The sequence below is a fragment of the Agrobacterium sp. El2ro-1b genome, assembly GCF_048298475.1.
Classification (GTDB): Bacteria; Pseudomonadota; Alphaproteobacteria; order Rhizobiales; family Rhizobiaceae; genus Agrobacterium; species Agrobacterium fabrum.
Genome location: NZ_CP103459.1, coordinates 1,765,948 through 1,792,855, shown reverse-complemented (window position 1 = coordinate 1,792,855; position 26,908 = coordinate 1,765,948). Strand labels below are relative to the sequence as shown.

The 26,908-nt window shown below is 60.8% G+C and carries 20 protein-coding genes; 8 read left to right on the top strand and 12 right to left on the bottom strand.

Features of this window, described 5'->3' with window-relative positions:
• Positions 1–19 precede the first annotated feature (19 nt).
• Both alr and NYR50_RS22280 read left to right on the top strand, forming a co-directional pair.
• A complete protein-coding gene (alr, locus tag NYR50_RS22285) occupies positions 20–1,186 on the top strand; it encodes an alanine racemase (RefSeq protein WP_418138056.1) in 1,167 nt (388 codons plus the stop codon).
• A 7-nt stretch (positions 1,187–1,193) separates the two neighbouring features.
• Entirely contained in the window at positions 1,194–2,450 is a 1,257-nt protein-coding gene (locus tag NYR50_RS22280; protein ID WP_174009840.1) for a D-amino acid dehydrogenase, read from the top strand.
• A gap of 48 nt (positions 2,451–2,498) precedes the next feature.
• On the opposite strand, the gene NYR50_RS22275 is transcribed toward NYR50_RS22280, so the two are convergent.
• The gene (locus tag NYR50_RS22275; RefSeq protein ID WP_174009841.1) at positions 2,499–3,209 is read right to left on the bottom strand and encodes a GntR family transcriptional regulator; all 711 of its coding nucleotides are present in this window, start codon (positions 3,207–3,209) and stop codon (positions 2,499–2,501) included.
• A 179-nt stretch (positions 3,210–3,388) separates the two neighbouring features.
• Between NYR50_RS22275 and NYR50_RS22270 the strand changes: the two genes are divergently transcribed.
• The gene (locus NYR50_RS22270) at positions 3,389–3,901 is read left to right on the top strand and encodes a BA14K family protein (protein WP_010972920.1); all 513 of its coding nucleotides are present in this window, start codon (positions 3,389–3,391) and stop codon (positions 3,899–3,901) included.
• An 88-nt stretch (positions 3,902–3,989) separates the two neighbouring features.
• On the opposite strand, the gene NYR50_RS22265 is transcribed toward NYR50_RS22270, so the two are convergent.
• Entirely contained in the window at positions 3,990–5,354 is a 1,365-nt protein-coding gene (locus tag NYR50_RS22265; RefSeq protein WP_174009842.1) for a sigma-54-dependent transcriptional regulator, read from the bottom strand.
• Between the two features lies 1 nt (position 5,355).
• Complete coding sequence (locus NYR50_RS22260; protein WP_174009843.1) at positions 5,356–7,197, bottom strand: sensor histidine kinase; 1,842 nt, start codon at positions 7,195–7,197, stop codon at positions 5,356–5,358.
• Between the two features lie 236 nt (positions 7,198–7,433).
• Here NYR50_RS22260 and NYR50_RS22255 point away from each other — a divergent pair, with 236 nt between their 5' ends.
• Both NYR50_RS22255 and NYR50_RS22250 read left to right on the top strand, forming a co-directional pair.
• Positions 7,434–8,780 carry a dicarboxylate/amino acid:cation symporter gene (locus tag NYR50_RS22255; RefSeq protein WP_174009844.1) on the top strand — a complete coding sequence of 449 codons (1,347 nt, stop codon included), beginning with the start codon at positions 7,434–7,436 and terminating at the stop codon, positions 8,778–8,780.
• A 177-nt stretch (positions 8,781–8,957) separates the two neighbouring features.
• A complete protein-coding gene (locus NYR50_RS22250; protein WP_174009845.1) occupies positions 8,958–9,395 on the top strand; it encodes an EamA family transporter in 438 nt (145 codons plus the stop codon).
• Between the two features lie 41 nt (positions 9,396–9,436).
• On the opposite strand, the gene NYR50_RS22245 is transcribed toward NYR50_RS22250, so the two are convergent.
• Positions 9,437–10,789 (bottom strand): aspartate aminotransferase family protein, encoded by a 1,353-nt coding sequence (locus NYR50_RS22245; RefSeq protein WP_174009846.1) that lies wholly within the window; start codon positions 10,787–10,789, stop codon positions 9,437–9,439.
• A 37-nt stretch (positions 10,790–10,826) separates the two neighbouring features.
• The gene (locus NYR50_RS22240) at positions 10,827–11,561 is read right to left on the bottom strand and encodes an SDR family NAD(P)-dependent oxidoreductase (RefSeq protein ID WP_035257397.1); all 735 of its coding nucleotides are present in this window, start codon (positions 11,559–11,561) and stop codon (positions 10,827–10,829) included.
• 235 nt (positions 11,562–11,796) lie between these two features.
• On the opposite strand from NYR50_RS22240, the gene NYR50_RS22235 reads away from it, so the two are divergent.
• Together NYR50_RS22235 and NYR50_RS22230 are read left to right on the top strand one after the other, a co-directional pair.
• A complete protein-coding gene (locus NYR50_RS22235) occupies positions 11,797–13,443 on the top strand; it encodes a GNAT family N-acetyltransferase (protein WP_174009847.1) in 1,647 nt (548 codons plus the stop codon).
• 60 nt (positions 13,444–13,503) lie between these two features.
• Positions 13,504–14,658, top strand: a complete 1,155-nt coding sequence (locus tag NYR50_RS22230; protein WP_174009848.1) for an amidohydrolase — start codon at positions 13,504–13,506, stop codon at positions 14,656–14,658.
• Positions 14,659–14,682: 24 nt separating this feature from the next.
• Here NYR50_RS22230 and NYR50_RS22225 read toward each other — a convergent pair whose 3' ends face one another.
• From NYR50_RS22225 to bcsN, 5 genes are all read right to left on the bottom strand, one after another.
• Positions 14,683–17,034 (bottom strand): cellulose synthase, encoded by a 2,352-nt coding sequence (locus tag NYR50_RS22225; protein ID WP_174009849.1) that lies wholly within the window; start codon positions 17,032–17,034, stop codon positions 14,683–14,685.
• Positions 17,025–18,080, bottom strand: coding sequence for a glycosyl hydrolase family 8 (locus NYR50_RS22220; RefSeq protein WP_174009850.1), 1,056 nt, complete (start codon positions 18,078–18,080; stop codon positions 17,025–17,027). Before NYR50_RS22220 ends, NYR50_RS22225 begins: the two co-directional genes overlap by 10 nt.
• Positions 18,077–20,554, bottom strand: coding sequence for a cellulose biosynthesis cyclic di-GMP-binding regulatory protein BcsB (locus NYR50_RS22215; RefSeq protein WP_418138055.1), 2,478 nt, complete (start codon positions 20,552–20,554; stop codon positions 18,077–18,079). The genes NYR50_RS22220 and NYR50_RS22215 overlap by 4 nt, the downstream gene beginning before the upstream one ends.
• Complete coding sequence (gene bcsA / locus NYR50_RS22210) at positions 20,551–22,740, bottom strand: UDP-forming cellulose synthase catalytic subunit (protein ID WP_174009852.1); 2,190 nt, start codon at positions 22,738–22,740, stop codon at positions 20,551–20,553. Before bcsA ends, NYR50_RS22215 begins: the two co-directional genes overlap by 4 nt.
• A 94-nt stretch (positions 22,741–22,834) precedes the next feature.
• Positions 22,835–23,749, bottom strand: coding sequence for a cellulose biosynthesis protein BcsN (gene bcsN, locus NYR50_RS22205; RefSeq protein ID WP_236777127.1), 915 nt, complete (start codon positions 23,747–23,749; stop codon positions 22,835–22,837).
• Between the two features lie 433 nt (positions 23,750–24,182).
• Here bcsN and NYR50_RS22200 point away from each other — a divergent pair, with 433 nt between their 5' ends.
• Positions 24,183–25,367, top strand: coding sequence for an AGE family epimerase/isomerase (locus tag NYR50_RS22200; RefSeq protein ID WP_174009854.1), 1,185 nt, complete (start codon positions 24,183–24,185; stop codon positions 25,365–25,367).
• 52 nt (positions 25,368–25,419) lie between these two features.
• Here NYR50_RS22200 and NYR50_RS22195 read toward each other — a convergent pair whose 3' ends face one another.
• The gene (locus NYR50_RS22195) at positions 25,420–26,382 is read right to left on the bottom strand and encodes a glycoside hydrolase family 26 protein (protein ID WP_174009855.1); all 963 of its coding nucleotides are present in this window, start codon (positions 26,380–26,382) and stop codon (positions 25,420–25,422) included.
• Between the two features lie 13 nt (positions 26,383–26,395).
• Positions 26,396–26,899, bottom strand: a complete 504-nt coding sequence (locus NYR50_RS22190; RefSeq protein WP_010972935.1) for a DUF995 domain-containing protein — start codon at positions 26,897–26,899, stop codon at positions 26,396–26,398.
• Positions 26,900–26,908 lie beyond the last annotated feature (9 nt).

Genomic DNA, 26,908 nt, shown 5'->3' with positions numbered 1-26,908 from the left:
AAAATGAGGGTGAACCAACATGGACATGCAGATCAGCCGCCAGCAGGCCGCCGGTGGTGCAAGCGGCCATCTAACCATCGATCTGGGCGCATTGCGGGATAACTATCTGACCCTTGCGGCGATGGCACCAGCATCGCAGACGGCGGCGGTCGTGAAGGCCGACGCCTATGGTCTCGGCGCGGATATCGTCTCACAAACCCTGTTCGAGGCGGGTTGCCGCAATTTCTTCGTCGCCCATATCGATGAGGCGCTGGCACTCAGGCTCCGGCTTTCGGCCGAAGCGCGGATTTTCGTCCTCAATGGTTTGCAGCCCGGCAACGAAACCTCCTGCGCCGCCATGGCCGTCACCCCGGTTCTGAACTCGCTGGAACAGATCGCCCAATGGTCAGGCCATGCCAGAAAGCTCGGCAAGATGCTCACCGCCGCCGTGCAGATCGATACTGGCATGTGCCGCCTTGGGCTCTCCCCCGAAGAGCTTGAAATCCTCTCCGCCCAGCAGCAGCTGCTTGATGGAATTGAGATCACCTTCGTCATGAGCCATCTCGCCTGTGCCGACGAGCCCGATCATGTTTCCAATGCCGCGCAGCTTGCCGTCATGCGCAAGGCCGCCACCGCCTTTCCCGAGACGCCGGTCTGTTTTTCCAATTCGGGCGGCATTTTTCTCGGCATCGACTATCATAACGCTCTGCTGCGCCCCGGCATCGCGCTTTATGGCGGTGCGCCTTCCGCTGCCGGCCCCAACCCGATGAAGCCGGTCGTCCGTCTCGATCTCGCCGTCATCCAGACCCGCACCGTTCCCGCTGGCTCGCTGGTCGGTTACGGCGGCTCTTTTACGGCGAGCGGTCCGACGCGGCTGGCGACCATCGCTGCCGGTTATGCCGATGGCCTGCCGCGTTCGCTCAGCAATCGCGGCGCGGCGTGGTACAATGGCGTGCGTCTGCCGATTGCCGGGCGCGTTTCGATGGACAGCATCATTCTCGACATATCCGCCCTGCCCGAGGGAACATTGACCCAGGGCAGCCTCGTGCAGATGATCGGGCCTGATCAGACACTGGAAGACATCGCCGAGGATGCGGGCACGATTGCCTATGAAATCCTGACCGGCCTCGGTCGCCGTTACCGCCGCAGCTATATTCAGCCGGGCATGAGCCCGGCAACCGCTTCAACATCAGTCAATCACAAGTGAGACGATCATGAACGTCACTATCCTCGGAGCCGGCGTCGTCGGCGTGACATCTGCCTGGTATCTGGCCAAAGCCGGACACAAGGTGACGGTGATTGACCGCCAGCCGGCCGCAGCGCTCGAAACCAGCTTTGCCAATGCCGGCGAGGTTTCCCCCGGTTATTCATCGCCCTGGGCTGCCCCCGGCATTCCGATGAAGGCGATGAAATGGCTGTTCATGAAACATGCACCGCTGATCATTCGCCCGACCGCCGACCCTGCCGCCTGGAGCTGGATGAGCCAGATGCTGCGCAACTGCACCTCGGCGCGTTATGCCATCAACAAGAGCCGCATGGTGCGCGTTGCCGAATATAGCCGCGATTGCCTGATGGCGCTGCGCGAAGAGACCGGCATCGACTATGACCAGCGCATGCAGGGCACGCTGGAAGTGTTCCGCACCCAGAAGCAGTTCGACGCCATCGGCAAGGATGTGGACGTGCTGACGGCGGGCGGTGTGCCTTTCGAGATTCTCGACCGCGACGGCTGCGCCGCCATCGAACCGGGCCTTGCACCCGCCAAGGAGAAGATCGTCGGTGGTCTGCGGCTGCCCGGCGACGAGACCGGCGACTGCTTCATGTTCACCACGGAACTCGCCCGCATGGCCGAAGAGGCCGGCGTCACCTTCCTTTACGACACCGGCATCATGCGTCCCATCGTTGAAGGAGGCCGTATCAAGGCCGTGGAAACGACGCGCGGCCCGATCGAGGCGGATATTTTCGTTGCTGCACTCGGCAGCTATTCGCCACAATTCGTGCGGCAACTTGGGCTGACCCTGCCGGTCTATCCGGTGAAGGGGTATTCCATCACGGTTCCGATCGTGAAGGAGGAGCGCGCGCCCGTCTCCACGGTCATGGACGAGACATTCAAGGTGGCGATCACCCGTCTCGGTTCGCGCATCCGCGCCGGTGGCATGGCGGAAATCGCCGGTTTCAGCAAGGATTTGCCGGCCGCACGCCAGGAAACGCTCGCCCATTCGGTGGAAGACCTGTTTGGCGGCGCGGGTGATCAAAGCCAAGCGAAATTCTGGTGCGGTCTGCGCCCGATGACGCCTGATGGCACGCCCGTCATCGGCGCCACCCGCTACAGCAATCTTTATCTCAACACCGGTCACGGCACGCTCGGCTGGACCATGTCCTGCGGCTCGGCCCGTGTACTTGCCGACCTGATCAGCGGAAACAAGCCGGAGATCGATACACACGACCTGGCCATCAGCCGCTACGCCGCCTGAAACGGAATAGAAAGCCCCTTCCCGCCAGCGAGGCGGGACGGGCGGCGATCAAAGCGCCAGCGCGTCCTTGAGCGCCAACCCTTCCTTCAAGCGAAGGTCGAGATCGGCTTCGATGTGGTCGAGGTGCCGCAGCATCAGCGCACGGGCTTTTGCCGCATCCTTCGCCTCCAGCGCGTCCAGAAGGTCGGCATGGTCATTATGGCCGCAGCTCGAGACACACGAGCGACCGTAAAGCGCGATGACCAGCGATGACCGCGCCACCAGCTCATCCATGAATTTTTCGAGGATGGCATTGCCGGCAAGCGAAGCGAGCATCAGGTGAAAATCGCCTGATGCCTTGATCTCCGCGCGTCTGGCGGTGGGACCGCGCTCCAGCTGATGGCGGCTTTCCTCGACCAGATGTTCCCTCAGCTTCTTTGCCGCCGCCGGGGTGATTTTTTCGATCGCCGCATCCACCACACCGGGCTCGATCAGCCGGCGCGAGGCAAAAACCTGCCGCGCCTCATCCGGCGTGGGGTTGGAAACGAAGGCACCACGATTACGCTCGGCCTTGACCAGCCCCTCATAGGCCAGCATCTGAAGGGCCGCCCGCACCACCGTGCGGCTGACCTCGAACAGGGCTCCCACTTCCGCTTCCGACAGTTTCGTCCCCGGTGCAAGCCGCCGGTCGACAATGGCGTCACGCAGCGTATCGCGAATGGCCTGTGCACGGTCTTCATGCGAGGAATCGGGATTGACGGTTATGTGGGAAAGGCTCATCGGTGCGTCCTGTTTGTTCTTGAGTTCTAGCGCGAAGTACGGTCCGCGCAAACAGGAATTGCAGGCCGCCGCCGGTCCGCCACAATTCATTCAGCGCCCGTTCAGCAGCCGGGCTGTATTTCCTTAACCATCAAATTTGCAACTGGCAGCGCCCTGCCACTTGGATGGAAGAAAACACCATGTCGTCCTTCGCAGCTAAAACAGTTCTGACGATCGCTGTGGCCGCCGCCACGCTCGTTCCCTTCAGCAGCGCATCCGCCGGCGACTGGGATCGCCACGACCGTCGCGATGCCGCCATTCTGGGTGGCGTCCTCGGTCTTGCCGCCGGTGTCGCCGTTGGCTCGGCAATGTCGCGGCCCGGCCCTGTGGATGATGAGCGCGTCTATATCGACCCGCCCCGCCGTTACGAGCCGAGCTACGTCTACGAAGAGCCGGACTACCGCTATTATCAGCCGCAGCCACAGCCGGTTTATCGCCCCGCTCCGGTCTATCGTCCGGCACCGGTTTACCGCGCCCAGCCGGTCTATGACAACAACCCCGGTTATTACCAGCCGCGCCGGACCTACCGCACCATCGAGCCCTGGACAAATGCCTGGTACGACTATTGCTCGCAACGCTATCGCAGCTTCAACAGCCGCTCCGGCACCTATGTCGGCAACGATGGTCAGCGTCATTTCTGCGTAGCAGGTTGATCGGGAAGACCGCCAACATAGATACAGCCGTTATTGTCAGGCCGTGGACGGAAACGTCCTCGGCTTTTCCATCTGCATCAGCGCGATCTCACGCCGTGCCGTTCTTCACATAATCCGCCCGGTTGATGCCGTGGCGCTGCAGCTTGTCGTAAAAGGTCTTGCGGGCGATGCCGAGCGTTGCGATGGTTTCCGCCACGTCTCCGTTCGAGCGCTCCAGTGTTTCGCGGATGATATGCGCCTCGATCTCATCCATGCGCTCCGGCAGAGTGCCGGAAGCCGGAATGGCGGATTGCGAGGTGGGCGCAGCCGCTGGTTCTGCCTCCAACCCCAGCACCACCCTTTCGGCAAAATGCCCGAGTTCTCGGACATTGCCCGGCCAATCGTGGTCCTGAAGCCGCCGGGACGTGCCGGCGCTGATCTGCGGCACCGGCATGTTGAAACGGTTGGCGGCCTTGGTGACGAAATGGGAAAACAGGAGCGGAATATCCGCCTTGCGTTCGCGCAACGGCGGAATGGACAAGGTCACCACGTTCAGCCGGTAATAGAGATCTTCGCGGAACGTGCCGCGCTCAGCCGGATCGCCGAGATCCACCTTCGCCGCCGCCACCACGCGGATATCGACCGGCCTCTCCTCGTTTGAACCGAGCGGCGAAACCTCGCGCATTTCCAGCACACGCAGCATCTTCACCTGCACCGCAAGCGGCATGCTTTCGATCTCATCCAGAAACAGCGTACCACCGCTGGAATGTTCGATGCGGCCGACACGCTTTTTCTGTGCGCCGGTAAAAGCACCCGGCTCATGGCCAAACAGCTCGCTTTCGATCACCGTTTCCGGCAACGCGCCACAATTCAGCGCCACGAAATTGCCCTTTGAACGCTTCTTGCTCCAGCGATGCAACGCCGTTGCCACTACTTCCTTGCCGCTGCCCGTCTCCCCCGCCACCAGCACATCCACATCCGTATCGGCAATGTGGCGCAGCGTGGTCCGCAGGCGCTCCATGGCGGGCGTCTGGCCGATCAATGGCAGATCATCCTCCGCCTGTCCCGCAGCCCGGCGAAGCGCACGGTTTTCCAGCACGAGACGGCGCTTTTCCAGCGCCCGGCGTGCACTTTCCACCATGCGTTCGGCGGGAAAAGGTTTCGCGATGAAATCATAAGCGCCGTTGTGAAGCGCATCGACGGCCATCGGCACATCGCCATGGCCGGTGATGAGGATGACAGGCAGATCGGCATCGATCTTGCGGACATGGTCGAAGAATTCGAGACCTGTCATGCCCGGCATGCGCACATCGGTGATGATGATGCCGTCGAAGTCGTCGTTGAGGGCGGCAAGCGCCTGCTCGGCCCTTGAAAAGGAGGTGACCGTCAATCCGTCGAGTTCAAGCGTCTGCACCATCGCCTTGCGCAGCTGGGAATCGTCGTCCACCAGAAATATGGTTCCACCTGCCATCATGTCATGCTCGCTTCAGATATACGGAAAAAGACGTGCCCGCCCCGCTGCTCGTCACCTCGATACGACCGCCATAGTCGGAAGCGATATCGTTGGAGATGACGAGACCGAGGCCGAGGCCGCTTTCCTTTGATGTGTTGAAGGGTGAAAAAAGCTGGGCGCGGATTGCCTCGGGAATTCCGGCGCCATTGTCGCTGACCGAAATCACGACCATGTCGCCCTCCTCCCGCACGCGCACCTCGACACGAGCCTTCTCAATCGTTTCCGTAGCTTCCAGCGCGTTTTGCAGGAGGTTGATAAGGATTTGTTCGAGCCTGATACGGCTGCCGAGCACCTTCATATCCTGATCCGGCAGGACGATATCCAGCGCATCCATCTGCCCGGAAAAACGACTGCGCAACAGCACGACCGCGCCTTCGATGACCAGTCTGGCGCTCACGGGTTCGGCGGCAGTGCGGCCCTTCCGCGCAAGTATCTTAAGGTCGGTGGTAATGGTGCCGATACGCTCGGTGAGAGCGGCGATATCTTCCAGATTTTCGGTGGCTTCAGCCAGACGGTCACGCTTGAGTAGAGTGCGGGCATTGTCGGCAAAGGCGCGGATCGTCGCTACCGGCTGGTTGATTTCGTGGGCCACGCCCGCCGCCACCTGGCCCAGAATGGAAAGGCGGTTGGCCTGCACCAACTCGTGCTGCACATTGCGCAACTCACCTGTCGTCTTTTCATGCAGGGCGATTTCGGCTTGCAGATGATCGCGGGTCTTCGTCAGATCGCGGGTGCGCTCCTGCACCTTCGTTTCCAGCTCGGTGCGGGCGCGCTGCTCCTCTTCCTTTTCCCTAAGCGCCTTGTGCCTGCGCCACAGCCATAGAGCCGAAAGCGCCATCAGCGGCATCAGTGTCGCCAGAGCCACCACCCTGCCCTCGCGAATGGCGGCGTTCAGTGCGGGCGCTACGGGTTGCAGATAATGCAGGGTCCATGAGGTCGTCGGCACCGGCGTTTCCAGTCGCAGATAATCGCCGCGCTCCCTTGCCGGTTCATCGACGCGAACGAGCGGAAGACCGTCGCTCGAGAGCCGCGCCGCCCGGAACGGCAACATTGTGAGCGACTCATTGCCGAATTGCAGACTTTCGGAAATGGCTTTGCGCCGCGCCTCGTCAATGGGTGCTACGGTCTTGAAGCGCCAATCCGGCACGCTGGTCATCAGCACGACACCATTCCTGTCGACCACATAGACCGGTTTGCCGCCGATGTTCCAGTCCGCCTCGAGACGATTGAACTCCACCTTGGCGATGACGACGCCGAGCGGTCGCCCGTTAGCGGCATCGATGCGGCGGGAGATGTAAAGACCCGGCCGGCGGCTGACATTGCCAAGCGCATAATGTTCCGACATGCCGGTATTCATCGCAGCCTGAAAATATTCCCGGAACGCATAATTGGAGCCGACGAAACTGTCGGCCTGCCGCCAGTTGCTGGAGGCGATGGTCAAGCCGGTCGGCCCGGTTACATAAATTACCGAGGACTGTGTGCCTTCGATCAGCCCCTCCAGCTTGCGGTTCAGCCGGTCAATGGCAGGCGCGCCACCGCCATCCAGCGCAGTGGCAAGGTCGGGATCGCCGGAGAGAACCAGCGGAATGGCGCGCGGCCGCTCCAGCGCGACATTCAGAAGTGCAATCTTCAGTTCCGCATCCGTGGAGGCCTCGGACGCGGCGGTGCGCATTGCCTGGTTTCGCGCAAACTTATCGGCCACCAGCAAGATACCCAGACTGACCAGTAGCCATAGGCCGGCCAGCGCCAGCCATTGCGCCCGCCGTTTCGCCTGGGAATGATGAGCCACATCCTGATGCTTCATGCATTAATTGTGCGGATTTACACACATATCGCAAGAGGTTTTGTCCGGATATCCGCACAAATGCCTGTGAGTTATCGCCGCATCAATAAAAAGTACTTTTTAAATCAGCCAGTTACACTAAATAAGCAAGTCTGGCATGCGTATTGCACATGACTCCTCAATCGGCGCGAAGCCGTCAACGTCACGGCGATCCCGGGAGGCCAATCAAGGCAGGGTGAGGCCGAGGAGGAAAAAACATGATCGATAGCACAGCCGTGGCCGCAGGCCACGCCAAGCAGCCATTCTACAAGCACCTGTATTTTCAGGTTCTGGTGGCCATCATCGCCGGTATCGCACTTGGCCATTTTTATCCGGCCTTCGGCGAACAGCTGAAGCCGCTCGGCGACGGCTTCATCCGTCTCGTTAAGATGATCATCGCCCCCGTCATCTTCCTCACCGTCGCAACCGGCATCGCCGGCATGAACGACATGAAGAAGGTTGGCCGCGTGGCCGGCAAGGCCATGATCTACTTTCTGGTCTTCTCCACGCTCGCGCTGATCGTCGGCCTCATCGTCGCCAACACCGTGCAGCCGGGCGCCGGCATGAACATCGACCCAGCGACCCTGGATGCCAAGGCCGTTGCAACCTACGCCGACAAGGCCCATGAGCAGACCATCACCGGCTTCCTGATGAACATCATCCCGACCACCATTGTCGGCGCATTTGCCAGCGGTGATATTCTGCAGGTGCTGTTCTTCTCCGTACTGTTCGGCATCGCGCTCGGCATCGTCGGCGAAAAGGGCAAGCCCGTCACCGATTTCATGCATGCCATGATGTATCCGATCTTCAAGCTGGTCGCGATCCTGATGAAGGCCGCCCCCATCGGCGCTTTCGGTGCCATGGCGTTTACCATCGGCAAATACGGCATCTCCTCCGTCACCAACCTCGCCATGCTGATCGGCACCTTCTACATCACGTCCGCGCTCTTCGTATTCGTGGTTCTCGGCGCAGTCTGCCGCTATAACGGCTTCTCCATCGTCGCGCTGATCCGCTACATCAAGGAAGAGCTTCTGCTGGTTCTCGGCACCTCGTCTTCCGAAGCCGCCCTGCCGGGCCTGATGAGCAAGATGGAAAAGGCTGGCTGCAAGCGCTCCGTCGTCGGCCTCGTCATCCCCACCGGTTATTCCTTCAACCTTGACGGCACCAACATCTACATGACGCTGGCCGCCCTGTTCATCGCGCAGGCAACCGGTATCCACCTGTCCTTCGGTGAACAGATCCTGCTGCTGCTGGTGGCCATGCTCTCCTCCAAGGGCGCTGCCGGTATCACCGGCGCTGGCTTCATCACGCTGGCCGCAACGCTCTCCGTCGTGCCTTCGGTTCCGGTCGCCGGCATGGCGCTGATCCTCGGCATCGACCGCTTCATGTCGGAATGCCGCGCGCTCACCAACTTCGTCGGCAATGCGGTCGCCACCATCGTCGTCGCCCGCTGGGAAGGCGAACTCGATCAGGAGCAGCTCGCGCGTGTCCTCAGCGGCAAGGAAGAATTCACCAGCATTGCCGATGTGGACGCCCTGCCGGCATCGGTGCAGCCCGCCGAATAATACGACCTCCCAAGGTCCTGCCTGTTCCGGTCCGTCCGGACAGGCCCGCATGAAGGCCGGCGTATCCTGTGGATGCGCCGGCCTTTCGCCGTTCCGGCCCTGAACGAAAACGGTTTTTATCAGCCCGGCGATGCTGTAGAGCCAGACAGGGCGCAGTACGATGGACGGAGCAACCGCATGAAGAACCTGTTTCTCGCCTGGCAATTCTGGGCGCTTTTATCGGCGGCCTTTGCGGCGCTGACCGCCATTTTCGCCAAGATCGGCATCGAAAACGTCAATTCCGATTTCGCCACCTTCATCCGCACCATCGTCATTCTCGCTGCCGCGGGCCTGATGGTTTATGTCACCGGCAACTGGCAGCAGCCGTCCTCCATTTCGGGGCGGACCTGGTTGTTCCTCGTGCTTTCGGGTCTGGCGACCGGCGCGTCGTGGATATGTTATTTCCGGGCACTGAAAATCGGCGATGCCGCTCGAGTCGCGCCCATCGACAAGCTGAGCGTCGTCTTCGTCGCCGTCTTTGCGGTGCTGTTTCTGGGGGAAAGACTGTCGCTGCCCAACTGGTTCGGCGTCGTGCTGATTGCCTGCGGCGCGGTGCTTGTGGCCTATCGCGGATAGAAGGCATCGGCCGGATATCGGCCGATGCAATCCCCCACTCCTCAGCCTTTCGCCGCCAGCGCGTTATCAAGACCGCGCTTGACGCCGGCAAACAGCTCATCCAGCTGCTCGGCCGTGATGATCAGCGGCGGGCAGAAGCAGATCGATTCACCAATCGGCCGAGTGATGACGCCTTCGCTTTCGATAGCCGCGGCCAGCGCCAGCGTCGTATCGCCCGCTTTCGTGCCCTCCCTTGGCTTTACCTCCAGCGCGCCAAGAAGACCGATGCCACGCGAGGAATGGATGAGCGGGTGATCGGCAAGCGCCTTAAGATGTTCGAGGAATTTACCCTCCAGCCGAGCGACATTGCCGACCAGATCGCGCTCCTGAATGATCTTCAGGTTTTCAAGCCCCACCGCGGTCGCGACCGGATGGCCGGAGGCGGTATAACCATGGCCGAACGAGCCGATACGGTCTGATTCATCGGCGATCGGCTGGTAGAAACTGTCGTTCATAATGATTGCCGAAAGCGGCATGTAGGACGACGAAATCTGCTTGGAGACGACAAGCACGTCGGGCCTGATGTCATAGGTCTCGCAGGCAAACATCCTGCCGGTACGGCCGAAACCGCAGATCACCTCATCCACGACAAGCAGGATGTCGTATTTCTTCAAGATCGCCTGCACGCCTTCCCAATACCCTTCCGGCGGCAACAGAACCCCACCGGCACCCATAACCGGCTCGCCCCAGAAGGCAGCGACGGTCTCGGGACCTTCGCGCAGGATCAGCTCTTCCAATTCACCCAGGATACGTGCGGTAAATTCCGCCTCGCTTTCCCCATCCTTTCCGAAATGGACATAGGAAGGGCAGGCCGTGTGTAGCATGCGGTCCAGCGGCAGGTCGAAGCTCTCATGATTGCGCGGCAGGCCGGTGATCGAGGCGGATGCGATCGTCACGCCATGATAGCCCTTGATGCGGCCAATGATCTTCTTCTTGTCCTTTTTTCCGAGCGCATTCGAGCGATACCAGACCATCTTGGCAACGAGGTCATTGGCCTCGGAGCCGGAAGAGGTGAAATGCACCTTGGACATCGGCACCGGTGAAAGCTCGATCAGCAGTTCGGCCAGATCGACGGACGGGCCATGGGTCTTGTAGGAGAAGGTGTGATAATAGGGCAGCTTCTGCATCTGCTTCGTTGCCGCATCCACCAGCCGCTGTTCGCCAAAACCGAGCGCCACCGACCAAAGACCGGCCATCGCCTCGATGTAGCGCTTGCCGCTGCTGTCGGTCACATAGATGCCTTCGCCGCTTTCGATCACCAGACCGCCGGTCTTTTCAAATTTGCGCAGGTTGACGTTCGGGTGCATCTGATAGGCGATATCGCGTGCCTCGACGGAATTGGGCAGGATGGTCATCGATAAGGGCTCCGTTTCGGTTGAAGGGCTTAAGGCGTCAGACGTGCTGGCCGCCATTGATGTGAATTTCAGCGCCGTTGATGTAGCTCGACTGTTCCGAGCACAGGAAATAGATGGTCTGCGCCACCTCTGTCGTCGTGCCGAGGCGGCCGAGCGGCACCTGCGCATCCACCAGTTCAGCAGTTCCGGGCGACAGGATGGCGGTGTTGATTTCGCCCGGCGCGATGGCGTTGGCGCGCACGCCACGCGGTCCGAATTCATGCGCCAGCTCGCGCGTCAGCGCTGCAAGCGCCGCCTTGGAAGCGGCATAGGCAACGCCCGCAAATGGGTGGACCCGCGACCCGACGATGGAGGTGACGTTGACGATCGAGCCTTTGGCGACTTCCAGTTCCGGCAGCAGCGCACGGGCAAGCAGCGCGGTTGAGATGAGATTGACATTCATCACTCGCGTCCAGATGTCGGCCGTGGTGTCCACCACGCCAAGACGGCTGCCACCTTCGCCCTTGGGCGAAATACCGGCATTGTTGACGAGGGCGGCAAGTTTGCCTTCCGGCAGGCGCGAACGCACCTCGTCTGCCAGATCATCAATCCGCGACAAGTCCTCAAGATCGGCCTGGATATGGCTCTCGCGCGCAGATGGCCACCGGCATTCCTCGGAAAAGGGCTGCCGCGAAACGGTGAGAATCCTCCAGCCCTTTTCCTGAAACAGCTTGACGGTGGCATGCCCTATTCCGCGGCTGGCGCCGGTCAGAAGCATGAAAGGAACAGCCATATGAGAACTCCCGTGCCATGCGATCCGTTGAGCCGGACACGCATTCAATCCCGCATGTTAGAGTGCTGCAACCGGCTGACAAGGGCTTTTTTGTCGCGGCGCGGCAATCGGCTAAGGGCAATGGGCTAATCCCATTTGATGCAGGGCTTTCATCCGAAGGGAATATTTGAAGCCAGCCGTTTACCCATAAAATGAAGCCTTCCGAATGTGTGATCAGTATTGGGAGGGGGCAAGAATGCGCATCGATATCATCGACACGGATGCCGGCTTCGAGGCTATCCGGGAAAACTGGGACGCGGTATTCATGGCCGATCCACACGCCCGGCATTTCCTTTCCTGGGGCTGGCTTCGGGATTACATGCCGCGCCGCAAACGCTGGTTCATCCTGGCGCTGCGCGAGCGCACGGAAGGCTCGCCTTACGTGGCGTTTTTCCCCTTGCGCCTCGTCACCGAGCCGGACAAGAAGACCGGCCGCTTTCACGACAGCATCGTCATGGCCGGCAATGCGGCGGCGGATTACACCGGCTTCATCTCCCGGCCGGACTATGAGAACCACGCCATTGCCGGTTTCTGCTCCTATATACGCCAGCAGAACTGGACCGAGTTGAAGCTCGACTATCTCTCCGGCGGGCCGGAAAGACGCGACGCGATGATCCAGGCGCTTCAGGGTCCACTCGTCATGTTCCGCGACAACATGCCAACCAACCCCTACAACATCAACAATTGCATCTGCCCGGTCGTGAGTCTGCCCGAGACGTTCGACGCTTATCTCGAAAGCCATATGAGCAGCCAGACGCGGCAGAAGCTCCGGCGCTTCCTGCGAAAGGTGGAGGGTGGCGACGAATACCGCATCACCTTCGCAACCAGGGACACTCTCAAGCGGGACATGGACATCCTGTTCGATTTCTGGCGCGTTCGCTGGGCGCCGCACAAGGGCAAGGAGCGCACCGAACTCCTGATCGGCGCGACGCGGCAGATGTTGATGGATGTCTGGCTGCGTGGCGATCTGGAAGTGCCGGTGCTGTGGTTCGGCGACCAGCCGCTTGGGGCGCTTGCCAACATCATCGACCGGCAGAAAAAATCGGTCCTGTTCTACATTACCGGCCGCGACGAGGACTGGAAGACGCCGTCCCCCGGCCTCGTGCTGCATGGGCACTGCATCCGCAGGGCGATCGAGCAGGGTTTTAAGACCTATGATTTCCTGCGCGGCAACGAGCCCTATAAATATTTCTTCGGCCCGGAAGAGCACAAGCTGAGTTGCACCCTGTTCCGCACCCGCTCTGGCGACAATCTCGGCGGCACGCTCCACCCGCGCAGCGTCCGTTTCGTTTACGAACAGGCCCTGAAACTCTACAAGAGCGGTAAGAAAAGCGAGGCGAGCATTGCCTTAGGGCAGGTTCTTTCCGCAGCGCCGGATCATCTCGGCGCGCAGTTCGGGCTTGCCAACCTCGCCTTCGACCGCGGTGAGTTCCGGGAAGCCGAGATCGCCTTTCTCAGCCTCATCGCAGCAGGCCACGAACCCGTCGTCCTTTGGTTGCGCATCGGCGAAACGCGGCTTGCGCAACAGCATTATCACGAGGCATCCGAGGCCTTCCGCCAGGTGACCAACCGCACACCGTTCCACCGGGAAGCACTTTACAAATGCGCGGTAGCGCTGATTGCCGCCGAACGACAGATGGAGGCAGCAGAAATCCTTGAAAGGCTGCAGCACTACCATTCCGACGATGCGGCGCATCTGGAATATGCCGAAAAAGCCCGCGCCGCCCTTGCACGGCTGGAAAAGGCAAAGACCACGGTTCCGCTACCGCCCGATGTCATCAAGCTTGCCGCCAAACCGAAAACGACGGGCAAGCGCTGGCATCCGCCAAAGGTTTTGCATTAAAGACATCGCCCTGTAAGTTGCGGCAGAAAAACCAAGCCTGCCGACTTGCAAGGATATCAGATGTTTCTGACCAACAAGGACATGCTCGATCTCGTCGAGCTTCGCCATGATCTGCACCGCCATCCGGAAATTTCCGGGGAGGAAAAGGAGACGGCTCGGCGCATCCGCACTTTCCTTGCGCAGACAAAACCCGACCGGCTTCTCGCCGATCTCGGCGGCCATGGCGTGGCGGCGGTCTATGACAGCGGTAAAAGCGGCCCGGCGATCCTGATCCGCTCGGAACTCGATGCCCTGCCCATTCATGAGAAGAGCGAGGCCGATTATCGCTCCCGCACCGAAGGCAAGGGCCATCTTTGCGGTCATGATGGCCACTCCACCATCCTGACGGCACTGGCGCTCGGCCTCTCCAGGCAAAGGCCGCAAACCGGTCGCGTCATCCTTCTCTACCAGCCAGCCGAGGAAACCGGCGCAGGTGCCGCCGCCGTTCTAGCCGACCCGCGCTTTCACGAAATAAAACCTGATTATTCCTTTTCGCTGCATAATCTGCCCGGTCTGCCGCTCGGCCATGTCAGCGTGCTGGAAGGGCCGGTCAATTGCGCATCACGCGGCATCAAGATCCGCCTTTCGGGAAAGACGGCGCATGCCTCTTCACCGGAGCACGGCGTTTCGCCAATGCAGGCGATATCCCTGATGATGCCGGCTCTGGCCGAACTCGGTTCCGGCTTCCCGCCCGAGCCCGATTTTTCGATGGTGACGATCACCCATGCCGTGATGGGCGAGGCCGCCTTCGGTATTTCCCCAGCCGATGCGGAAATCTGGGCAACGCTTAGAACCTTGACCGACGACCGGATGGAAAAGCTCTGCACAGCTGCGGAATCACTGGCGAAGAAGGTGGCAGGCGAGCAGCAACTGACGCTCGACATCGCCTATGACGATATTTTCCTGCATTGCGAAAATGCGCCAGAGGCGGTCGCGCACATAAGGCGGGCACTCGACGAGGAGAAAATTCCCCACAATTCGGAGGCTCTGCCCATGCGGGCCTCCGAAGATTTCGGCCGTTTCCGCGCCGTCTCGTCGTCAGCCATGTTCTTTCTCGGCGCCGGCAGGGATTACCCCAACCTGCACAATCCCGATTATGACTTTCCGGACACGTTGATCGGCATCGGCGCACGCATCTTCATGCGCATCATCCGCAATCTTACAGACGTGGAATAGCGACGACGAGCCTTCCGCCCGCTGTCAGCCACCGCCCTGAGGGCCGTTGCTCGGTCGGGCCGAGCGCACGGCCGCCAGCCCCTTGATGCCGTCCTGATTTCCGATGGCTGTCAGGCTTTCGAAAATCTGGGCCGCTTCGCCATACCGGCGCATGGCAAGATAGGAATAGCCACGCAGCACCATCAGGTCCGTTCGCTCGTCTGCCAACCGCGCCCGCTGGTCGAGCAGCAGAAGCGTTTCCGAATACCGTTTCGACTGGAAGGCGGAGACCGCCCTGTCGGCCAGGATCGAGACCTGCAATTCGGTCGCACGCGGGCGATCCATGCGCGATTTCGTTGCCGAGACGGCTGCATGGTCCGTCAGCCCCATGCGCAGATAAGCAAGGCTCTGGCCATAGGCCGCGTCGCTTTTCACCGTCGACTGGCCGCCTTCAATCGCGGATTCGAAGGCTTTTAGCGCCTCTGCCGGACGGTTCGTTTCCATCAGGCACCAGCCGAGATCGAGCGCCTGTTGCGGCGGCAGACGCTGTGGGTCAGGATAGGCCGCGCAGGAGCGTGGACGAGAGGAGGCGCTGGTTTCCCTTTGCGCCTGCACCGGCCGGCGTGCCTGTTTGCGCGACGGTTCGGGCTGCTGCTGGACGACAGGCTGGTCATAGACCGTCGCCGTTCCGCCCTGCGGCGCGGGTGCCGTCACCTGTTGGGTAAGGGGCGGTGTGCTCACGGGGGCAACGATCTGCCCGGACTGATCCACCATCCGCGCCGTGCCAACATCGGCAATACGTTGAGAGCGGCTCGCCCATTGCTGCTGTATGCCCCGCAGACCGGCCAGATTACGCAGATCGTGATAACTGACGGCCATGCCATAGGCCGACGGCTCATCATCGGGTTTCCAGCCAAGGGCGGTGCTGAACCATTGCAAAGCAAGCGGTGTCTGCCGGAAAGCAAGCGAATACCAGCCGAATTGCTGCGCGGTGGCCGCATCCTTGCGCGCCACCGTTTCCCCGGCAATGCGCTGCAGCACGTCAGGCGGCAGAACGACGGGCGGCTGCAAGGCCAGAAGATTGGCCGTGGCGGCAAGATAGGTCGCGAGCGCATCATCCGATGACGTGCGCCATTTATACATGACGTCTTCAGCCTCACGCGGCTCGTTACGGTCGATCAGCGCCAGCGCCAAACCCTGCGAGGCCGAGGCGCTGTCTTCTTCCGCGCGCGCCTTGCGGAACCACTTTTCCGCTTCGGCCATGTTCTTCTGGCGGATATTGTACCAGCCGAGCAGCAGGGCGTCGCTTGCAAGCTTGTCGGTCTCGGCAAGTCTTTCAAGCCGCATCAGATAGGCGGAAGGAACGGTGACGCCTTCCTTTTCGCCCTCTTTCGGTTTTTCTCCGGCCTTGGCCACGAACTGTCGGGCGAGATCGTTCTTGACCGGTTCGAATTCCAGCTGACCGTCGGCGCCCGGTTTTTCCTTGGCCAGCAGCTCCGCCGTCATCTCCGCCGGCAAAAGCGCGGATGCTTTCTGTACGGTCGCGAGCCTGTCGCTGGCGGTCGTGCAATTGTTGAGGATGTAAAGATAAGCGTCGCGTGCCCGTCCCATCCGGTCGGTATTGGCGAAGGCATCGGCGACCCGCCACAGGACATCGACCTCGCTGCAGGTCAAGAGGCCGGGATTGTTTGCGGCCGTATCCACCACCGCGGAATATTGCTTGAGATCGGACGCATTGACGAGCCGCTGGCGGGCTTCGGCAAGGGTGAGCATGCCGATGAGATTGTCGGGTGGCTGCCAGCCGGGCTCAGCCTGCTGGCGGTCGGCGATCGCCTTGCGCACCTCGGCATAACGGCCATCGGTGTAAAGCTGCCACATGGCATCGAGCTTGGGATCGCCGTTTTCGGGAATGGCGAGAGGATCGGCCGGCGGCGTCCAGTTGGGATAAAGCGTGCGAAGACGCGCGATCTCGGCCTGAAGACGCTGGGTATCCCCACGCGCTGCAAAATAACGCAGCGCGCTGAGATCGACGTCCGGCATATCGGCCGAGGCGGGCTGCGGCGTACTCGGGGCCTGTGCCGTCTGCATTTGCGGCGCCTGCCCGCCAGCCTGCGTCACCGGCAACGGATCGCTTGCCGGAACGGTGACCGGCGGTGTCGGGACGGGAGGTGTCGTGACGGGCGTCGTTGCCTGCGCCATCTCACGATTTTTGACGAAAGCACTGATCTGCGCCGGATCGACCGCCGGTGAAATACGCAGTGCCGCCCGGTTATCGCCGACCGCCGATGTATGCACGTCCGACACCCGTCCGAGAATGCTATCGCGCCAGTGGAAGGCAGCAAGCGCAATCAGAAGCAGGATGAGAGCCGAGGTCGACAGTGGCTTGTTCATCGGCATTCCCCGTTATTCCTTGCCAGAAACGACAATGCCAGAAGATGCAAAGTGGAAGGATAATAAAGTGTTGGCTGGAAACTTTTAAGTTCGGCGGAGACGGCCGGACCACCGGCCATGCAGGCGGCCAGCGCCGGTATGATGCGATAACCGGCATCGGACAGCACGTCCTTCACCGCGCCGCTCTTCAGATCGAAGGTGCCGGCAGCACCGCTTTCCAGCGTCATGCCGTCTTTCAGGCGAGACAGCAGCTCCGGCGAGCCCATATTCGCCCTTGCAAGATAAAGCGGTATGCGCACCGCATTATATCCGAATTCCGGCGGAAAACCCGATGCCGGCTGCGGTTTCGTTTTCACAGACACCCAGTCGGCGGGCAGTTTTCTGTCACTGAAGGCGAAAGTGCCGATCTGCGCCACGCCATCATCGCCCACCGCTTTCCAGAGCGGCGATGGCGCGACGAGATTGAGCACCGGAAAGGCTTCGAAAATCAGATAGGACGGATTGAGCACAGGGCCATCAGGCCGATCGCCCTCGCCGAAACCGCTCGCGGCCGGCAGAAGCAGCGTGCGTCCGCCACGCTGCACCACGGTCTTTTTGAGGATGACAGAGGCGATGGCCGCCGATGCTTCGGCATAATCCTGCCGGTTCCACTGCCCGGCCGCCAGCGCCAGCGCATAGGCGATCAGGATGTCGCCATCCGTGGCATTGTTGATGTCGGTGACATGCGGCCTGGTGCGCGGATCCCATTTCCAGGCGGAAAGCCCGTCATCCCGCACCAGCAATTCGGTGCGGGTGAAGCTCCAGATCAGCTCGAAGTCGGACAGGTTGTCGGCAAGCACGGCGAGCCACATGCCATAACCCTGCCCTTCGCTGTGGCTGATATTGCCGTTGCCGGTATCGATGATCCGGCCGCCGGGATCGAGAAACGCGCCCTTGTAGGCAATCCATGCCTCCGGTGAGATCGAAGCCGCGCGGCTGGCCGAGAGACCGGCAAAAAGCATCATGGCTGACAGGCAGAGAATACCGGCAATTTTCGAAATCCCGTTCTTCATCGATGCCGCCCCATCATGCGCAGCATCACGAAGGTGGCAAAACCGAGCAGCGACACGAAGCCAATGAATGCCAGCGAATAGGAAAGAACGTTGGAAGACAGCCAGTTGGCGGCGATCAGCCTCCAGTTCGAGAGTGAAAATGCCCGGGTGGCATAGAGATTAGGCCGTGCCACGTCCACCGTTTCGATCTTTTCGGCAGCGGCATCGTAAGCGGCGACACGCCCGGTGACGTCGCGCCAGCGGTTTTCCCGCGTCATTGCCTGCATGCCATCTAGAAGTTCCGCCGAAGTCGGCGCGGTCGCAAGTGTCCATACGCCCTCGCCGGAGGGGCTGAGGCCCTGGGCCAGCATGAAGGAGACATTGCCGGGCGGCGCATAGGGCTGTTCAGCCGCCGGCAGGAAACGCAGCGTATCCGAACTGAGATCGAAATTCCGCTTCATCCACTCCTCGAAAGAGGAAACCTGCCCCTCCCATATGCCGCCATCCACGCGCTCCCGCCAGTCGTTGAACAGGGTGTCGCTGTTTTGGGCTGGGACCTGCACGCCGGTTCCCATTTTCCAGGATATCTGGCTCGACGGAACGAGATTGAACTGGCTGATCAGCGCCTGCGGAAATTGGGAGATCGTGCCGACAAAGAGCGCATCGCGATCACCGATTACCAGCGGCGAGGCAACGGTTTCGATTTCAATCGGGTGTCCCGAAACGCTGGCAAGCCGGCTGACTAGCGTCGCTGCCGCAGACATGGTGTCGGTGTCGAAACGGTCGAGCGACAAGGCAACCGGCCCGCCGGTTCGGTAGGGTTGGCCGGCACCCGCCATCGCAGCGAGATCCGGCTTGCGGCCGATCTGGGCGTAATTGGGGATGTGAATTTCCGAAGTGTCGAACAGGGCAAAACGCGGGGTCGCGGTGGCGGGTGCGCCGGGGGCACAGGCCTGATCCTGCGCCGTCATCAGCACTGCCTCGAGGGTCACCTTGTTCGGCCCCGGCTTGAAGTGCCGCATCGTCACGTTGATCGGCAGATGCCGGAAAATGCCGCCGCCATTGTTGGAGATCGGCACGGTCGAGGCGATCTGGTCATTGACGTAGATATCGACGTGGCTGCCGGGCAAGACCTGCGAGGAATAAGCTGCATCAAGCAGAAGAGAAGCCTCGCCATAGGCAGACGCGTAAAAATCGGCGGGCATCCCGACATAAAATTCATTGCGGAAACGCCGACCGCTAAATTCGGTGCTTTGCAGACCGAGTTCGGAAAGCGCGATACGGCGGTCCGACATGACAAGCGGCACATCCGGCGCATGCCAACTGCGGGTCGAAAACGTCGTTCTCTGGGCACCGGGCGTGCGCGATATCGAGGAAAACAGCGTCTCGATGGCCGACTGCACCGCCTGCGGCGTCGGGCCGGTGACAAAAAGCGGCGAGGAATTGCCGGAACCGGCATTGCCAAAACCAGCAAAGGCCCCCGCCGATGCCTCGGGCGGCAGCGCTCCAGCCACACCGGCAATCTCGCGAGCCGTGCCGACGAAAACCGTCAGCGTGCCCGCCTTGCGCTCGGTGGAAGGGGCGGTCACGAAACGGATCGTCTGGTTCGGCATCTGGGTTCTGAGCGCCAGCGCCTGTGAAAGACGCAGGAGAGAATCCGCAAATGCCGGATTGCCGAGCGCCGGCGCAACGATCTCGATCGACGTCATCGCCTTGCCATCAGGCCCGGTTGCCTGAATGTCGTCGATATTTGCAAAGCTGCCGGCGACATCCGAATTAAAGCCGATATAGGTATTCGCAGGGTTCACATCGGTCCACAGATCGTAAGTGGACTGGATCGTGCAATCGGTTCTGTGGCGTTGCTGCACACCGAGTGTCACGACATTTGAGCCGACCTGCAAGACGCCGGGCGGTATCTTCAGGGAGACGTTGCCTTCGCTGTCAGGTGCTTCGATCCGCGCCGCATCCAGCGCGACATTGTTCAGGCTCACCTGAAAATTCGAGCTTTCCGGCGCGACCACGATCGCATTCTGATAGCCGATATTAAGCGAAACGGCGGCATTCACCTGCTCCGGCGTCAGATAGATGCTCCATTGCCGGCGATCAATCTCACCGGAAAGGCTGAGCTTTTCATAGGGCAGGATATATCTGCGCCGGCTGTCCGCATCAAGCGACGAGGCCGGAGCCGATCTTGCACCTTCCTGCCGAGGAGGAACCGAAGTGGCCGGCAATGGCGCAGCGGCCGGGCGTTGCGGCGCGGGCTGGACCGCAAAGGGCGGCGGAGACGAGGGCTGGCCCTGTGTCGGAGCGGGCACCTGGACAGGCGGTTGCGGCGGCGGTGCGACAGGTGGAATCGCGGGCGGCACCGGTGCGGGTGAATTCTGCGCCGGCCTTTCAGGCGTCATATCGAAGGGCGAGGACTGCGCCATCGCACCCGTGGCAACCGCGCATATCAATACTGTCAGAGAACCCCTTATGGGTCTGCGGCCGATCATTTCACGGCTCCGACAGGTTTGGCGTTTTTGGGAGCGGGCCGACGCGCACGCACGAGATAATAAAGGCCCCGCTGCGTCTGGAAGAGCGCAATCGCCAGGAAGATCGCCGTGCCACGGATGAGCCCCGGGTTTTTGCGGCGCACCCGCTGGAATTCGCTCCATTGTTCGGAATTGGCGAAGATCAGGTCGGCGATCAGCCGGTGATCGACGGCGCGCTGCGGCGAGAAGGTGCAGCCGATTGAGACGAAACCTTCACCCCTCATCGTTCGCACCACGTTCAAAGGCATCGTTTCCGGCACGCCCTCGCTATGCGGCTTGACCTTCACGATGGCCGTCGCGCCTTTTTCGATGTTTGTGGCGCTGTCGAAAATATTGATCAGCAGCCCGTGCACCGACACGTTGTCGATGGAAGCCGGCACCCAGGTATCGCTGCCCTCAAGCTGGACCTCGCAGCGTCGCTTGACCGTGATGCGCCGCGATGCCGACTTGTCACCGCGCTCCGAGACGACACCGAGCGCGCAGCCCGCGAAGATGAGGTTCAGCAGGTTCCAGCCGCCGACCACGAGCGTGACATCCGCCTTGTAGGGTTCGCTGTAGATGCGCCATACGGCAAAGGCCATCGCCACCAACAGCAGCGCGAAAATGACGAAGAACGGCCGGCTGATTTCCGAAAGCCGCGCCTCGGCGATGGATTCATCCTTCGCCGTCACCTTGAAAGTGGGCTTGCCCGGATTGAAAATCACGGAAACCACGGCCGGCAGCAGGTGAACGGTTTGCACATATTCGTAAAGTTCCGAAATCCACGGCCAGCGGAAACTGCCGTAGAGATAGTTCTGCATCATCAGGTTCACGAGCATATAGGCTGCCGTGTAGGCAAGGAACTCACCGCCCGAAGCCACGAAAATCTGCAGATCGAAAAACAGATAGAACAGCGGCGCGAACAGGAAGATCGTCCGCGGGAATGGGAACAGCCAGAACAGCGTCGACGACATGTAGCACAGACGCTGCGTAAACGAGAGACCGCGCTTGAACAACGGCTGGCGGAAAATCAGGATCTGCATCATCCCCTGCGCCCAGCGGCTGCGCTGGCCGATGAAGCTTGCGAAGGTAGCCGGTTGCAGACCGGCGATCAGCGGCTTGTCGACATAGACGCTGTTCCAGCCACGCGAATGCAGCGCCAGTGCCGTTTCGCAATCCTCGGTGATGCTGACACCGCTAAAACCATCGCTATCCTGAAGCGCCTCCCGCCGCAGCACGGCGGCCGAACCACAGAAGAACGCGCCGTTCCATTTGTCGAGACCGCGCTGGATGATGCCGTAAAACATCTCGTTTTCGCTCGGCATCGTCTCGAAGGTGCGCAGGTTGCGCTCGATAGGGTCTGGATTGACGAAAAAATGCGGCGTCTGCACGAGGAAGAGCCGAGGGTCTTCCTCAAAATAGCCAACCGTTTCCAGAAGGAAGTCACGGGCAGGCGCATGATCGGCGTCGAACACGGTCACGAGCTCGCCGGTCGAGTGGGCGAGACCGTTATTGAGGTTGCCGGCCTTGGCGTGGACGTTGCGCTCACGTGTCAGGTAACGCACGTCGAGATCTTCACAGAGCTTCTTCAGCTCCTCATGGCGGCGCTGCGCTGCCTGCGCCTCGACGATATTGGCGGCATTGCGCTTCTGCACCGAGCCGCCATCGTCCAGGAGCCAGACGGTGAAACGGTCGGCCGGATAATCCATGTTCTTGGCCGCCGCCAGCGTATTGGCGAGAAGTTCCGCGTCTTCATTATAGCTCGGCACGAAGACATCGACCGTCGGCCGATAGCCGGGCGAGCCAGGCCGCGTCTTGCGCGACGGCAGCGGCATGGACACGATGACGAGGCTGAGGCCCAGCATCACGACGCTGTACATTTCCGCCAGGTAAAGCAGAAAGCCGGGAATGAAGTTCTCAAGCTGGTTGACGGGCGGCAGCGTGCTCGTTGTTCGCCAGTAGACATAACGCAGAACGATGGCCGTGCCGAAACCCAGCGCCACCAGCCGCCAGGCCCCCTGCCCGTTGAAGGTCTTGATCGTCGCCAGCAGGATGAGGGAGATCGCGGTCGCCACAAGATGCGTCTGCAGGCTGACCGGCATCGTGACGATGGCCAGAACGCAAAGCGACACAAGCAACCAGACAATGACTGTGATGGCCTTGTTCATCCAGAAACTTTCCGTTCTCTTCCTCGTCCGGAATTTCGGCTCGGAAATTTCATGATATGCGTCTCGGCGCCGCCTTCCCTGCTGGTTCCGCCGATCACCTGCATCCCGGCACCGCTCCCGAACCGGACAGACAAGCTGGCGAGGGAATGGACACCTGCGGAACCTGCGATGGCTGCGGGCCGCTTTCCACCGGACGGCTATTCACCTGCCTACCATCGACCTGCCTCGCTCCCACCGACGGTCGCGCAGGCAGTGATGGCGCACCCGCCGATGTGGGCGAGGGAATACTGACAGCCGCAACGGGCGGCAGCGGCTGCGGTTCTGGCTGCGTGGGCGCGGCGACCGTCACGCGGCGGGCTGGCCGGGGCGGCACACTGGCCGTCACCTCGCCGCCCGGCCGCATCGGCACATCGTCCGTCTTCATGGGATAGACCGGGTTTCCAGGCCGGCCGAGATTCTGATCCACCGCCTTCGGCGTGCCATAGGGGTTCCAGCTTGGCGATGCATAGGTGCCGGTGATCGTGTAATTATACATGACCGCCAGCAGCCGCTCGACACTTGCGCCTGACTGGCAAAGCCGCAGCCGCACCTTGATGCGTCCGAGATTGCGATAATCCTGCCGCATGCTTTCGGGCGAGCGTATGTCCTGCCAGCCATAAAGGCACATATCGTCGCCATGACCCTTGCCGGCTGCGTATGAAAAGGCGCCATAACCATTCTGCAGGTAATTTGCCGACATGGCGATGGCTTCACCCGGAAACTCGGCGCGGATTTCCCGGGCGACGGAGGATGCCCTGAAACCCCTGAAAGTCAGAGCGTCACGATCGGTATCGCCCGCCTGCTGGGGGCCGAAGAACTCCGCCTTGAGATAATTCTGCCCGGGAGTGGTGGCCTCGGAGCGCAAGATGACCTGCTGTGCCACGGCGTTGGAATAGGTGCGATTGACCACGGCGACGATTTCGGGACCACCGGGTGGCGGGAAAATCAGCGCTTCGGAAGGCGATGCCATCTGCGCGCCCCCGAACGACCGAACGCCCGCGGGAGTATTGCAGGCCGAAAGAACCGCAACGGAGAACAGCAATGAAGTATAGGCAGAAAATCTCACTGCCTTGCGCCCCTCTATTTCCCCAACACCGCCCAGCTTAAAAGGAAACCGAATCACTAATGACCAGACCATTGCTACGAAATACGTGAGGACTGCGAATAAGCAATCTCAAATTTGCATTGTAATTTCTGACACTTCATGACTCGCGAATCGCTGAGGCGGCCCGTATCTGCCACAAAAGACAGGGAACCAACGGCGCTGCCAAGGGGTTGGCATCCTGTCAGACCGATAATTTTACGGTTGCAGCGCAATATGTCCCATGGTCTACTTGCGTCTATTATTACGTATTTTTATTGGTCAATTTTTTAATTCAACTGTAAAAACAGAGAGTTATCGTATGACAGTGCAATTTCCGAGCATTTCGCAGACGCTTGCCGAAGAGATCGGAACATTACGGAAATGGCTTGACGAAGACGCGCTGCCTTTGTGGTGGGAGGCGGGTTCAGCGCGTCCGGAGGGCGGTTTTTACGAGCGTCTCAGCCAGGATGCGAAGCCGGTTTTTTCCGATGATCGCCGCGCCCGCGTGCAGCCGCGCCAGGCCTATTGTTTCGCCGCCGCCGGCCAGCATGGCTGGCAGGGACCGTGGAAAGACGCGCTCTCGCATGGCCTCTCTTGGTTCGAGAAGGTCTATCGGCTGGAGAACGGCCTTTATGGCAACCTCGCCGACCAGACCGGACGGCTGATCGATCCCTCCTTCGATCTCTATAATCAGGCTTTTGCGCTTTTCGCCGCAGCGCAGGCGGCCGCGAGCCTTCCCGAAAGCAAGGACGAGATGCGCGTCAGGGCGCTTGATATCCTCGCCATTCTCGAGCGCGACTACAGACATCCCGTCGCCGGCTTCGAGGAAGAGAACCCGCCGCGCACCCCGCTCTGTTCCAATCCCCACATGCATCTTTTCGAGGCGATGCTGGCCTGGGAAGCGCAGGACCCGCAAGGCCCCTGGTCGGCGCTGGCCGATGAGATTGCCGATCTGGCACTTACACGCTTCATCGATAGCGGCAATGGCGGCTTGCGGGAGTTCTTCGAGCACGACTGGACGCCTCATAAGAGCGACAAGGGCCGCATCATGGAGCCGGGCCACCAGTTCGAATGGGCCTGGCTTCTGGTACGCTGGGGCAGCCTGCGCGGCAATGATGAAGCGATTACGAAGGCCAGGCGCCTGTTCGAAATCGGAGAAGAACACGGCATCTGCCCGCGCCGCAAGGTGGCGATCATGAGCCTTTACGATGATTTTTCAGTACATGACGGGCTGGCGCGGCTGTGGCCGCAGACGGAGTGGCTGAAGGCTGCCGTGCGGCTTGCGAGCGTCACGAGCGGAGAGGAACGGCAGCGCTACCTCACCTCGGGCCTGCGCGCCATCGGCGCGCTGCAACCTTTCCTCGACACACCGGTCAAGGGCCTGTGGTTCGACAAATGGCCAGCCGACAGGCCGATGCTCGACGAGCCGGCACCGGCAAGCACGTTTTATCACATCGTCTGCGCCATCTATGAGGCGGAGGCGGTGCTGGCAGAGGGGCAATAAACCTCGCCCACCGGGCGAGCGGTATCGGCCGCTCGCCGGTTTCAGAGATCAGTCAAGCCTTGGCCGGGCGCACGACGCGCCAGTCCGGTTTGCCGAGATTGTGCGGCCAGGGATGCACATCCTTGTCGTTGAAATAGACGACCTCTTCCAGCTTCGGAAAATCCGCCTGTTTCAACGTCACGTCGTTCATCCACGGACGAACATAGGAATCGCCGCCTTCATAGCCCAGTTCGGCAACCCAGACCGGCCTGTTGAAGGTTTCGACAAGTCCATAGCCCTTGCGCAGCAGATCCGTGAAAGTCTTCGGCCCGCCATATTCGATCTTGTCATAATCCTCGAGACCGAAAACCGAGAGGCCGACCAAATCCGCGTAGTTGTCGCCCGGGTAGTAAGCCCGCAGGCCATCCAGACCTTTTGGTGACCACATCACCTTGACGCCGGGAACCGCCTTGCGGGTCATGTCCACCATGCGTTTATAGGCTGTGATGTAATCACGCGGGTTCCAGCCCGACCACGAGAAGCGGCCGGACGTGTCTTCCATTTCCTGTCCCCAGCGCAGGATCAGCGGACTTTTCATCGCCGACATGCGTGCGACGATCGCCTGCATGTTCTTGTCATAATCGCCGCTCAGCACCTTGCGGCGCAACTCGTCGGACGAAAGCCGCCAGTTGACGTCCCAGGACCATGGCTCGACGGTGATCATCACGTTGCGTTTGCGCTCCAGGGCATAGGCATCCGCAAGCGCCAGGCTGTCGAGGTCCACGTCTTCCCAGGGCAGGAACAGATGTTCCGTCGCCACCCCGGTCTGCGCGGTGAAATCGCCGTGCGGATCATAAGCGCCGAAACGAATGCCATCCGCATGCAATGTCGGACGTTTGTCGGCAAGTGTCTTCATACCCGTCGAGGTCATGGGGGCTACCCCCTGTGCGGCGAGCTTGAGCACCGGGTACATGCCGGCGGTAAAGGCTGCGGCGGCACCACTTGCGAACAGAAGTGTTCTTCTTGTTATCTGCATGACACCTTACTCCTTACCTTGTTGCCGTCATCGCCTTGTCGTAGGCGGCGATTTGCGGCGTGACGTCGTCCTTGCGGACGAGCTTGAGGAATTCATCGCCAGGGCGTGGCGGGTTGTGCCTGAACACGTACCATTGCCCACCCTGCTTACGCTGGTAGAGCACCTTGCCGATGCGGCCATGGTCGAAGCAGGTATCGGCCTTGCCGCTTCCCGCCTCGGCTTTCCAGGTGGCGCGCATGCACAGTGTGCCGTTGGCATCGACGGTCCAGCGGCCTTCACCGACGGACTTCTTGCCTTTTTCTTCCGTTGCGGCGATGAATTTACGGCCGTCGGCGATGAAGCGTCCGCCGCCCGTATCCCATTTCCAGGTCTTGTCGAAATACATCTCCACGACTTCACTGGTTCTGAGCGGTTTCGGCGTCTTCGTGCCGCCTGCAGCATGGACGGCGCTTGGCGCAACCATTGCAAGACACAGTACGAAAGCGGAGAATCCGCATTTGCTTATTGTTGTTCTCATCACAGCCTC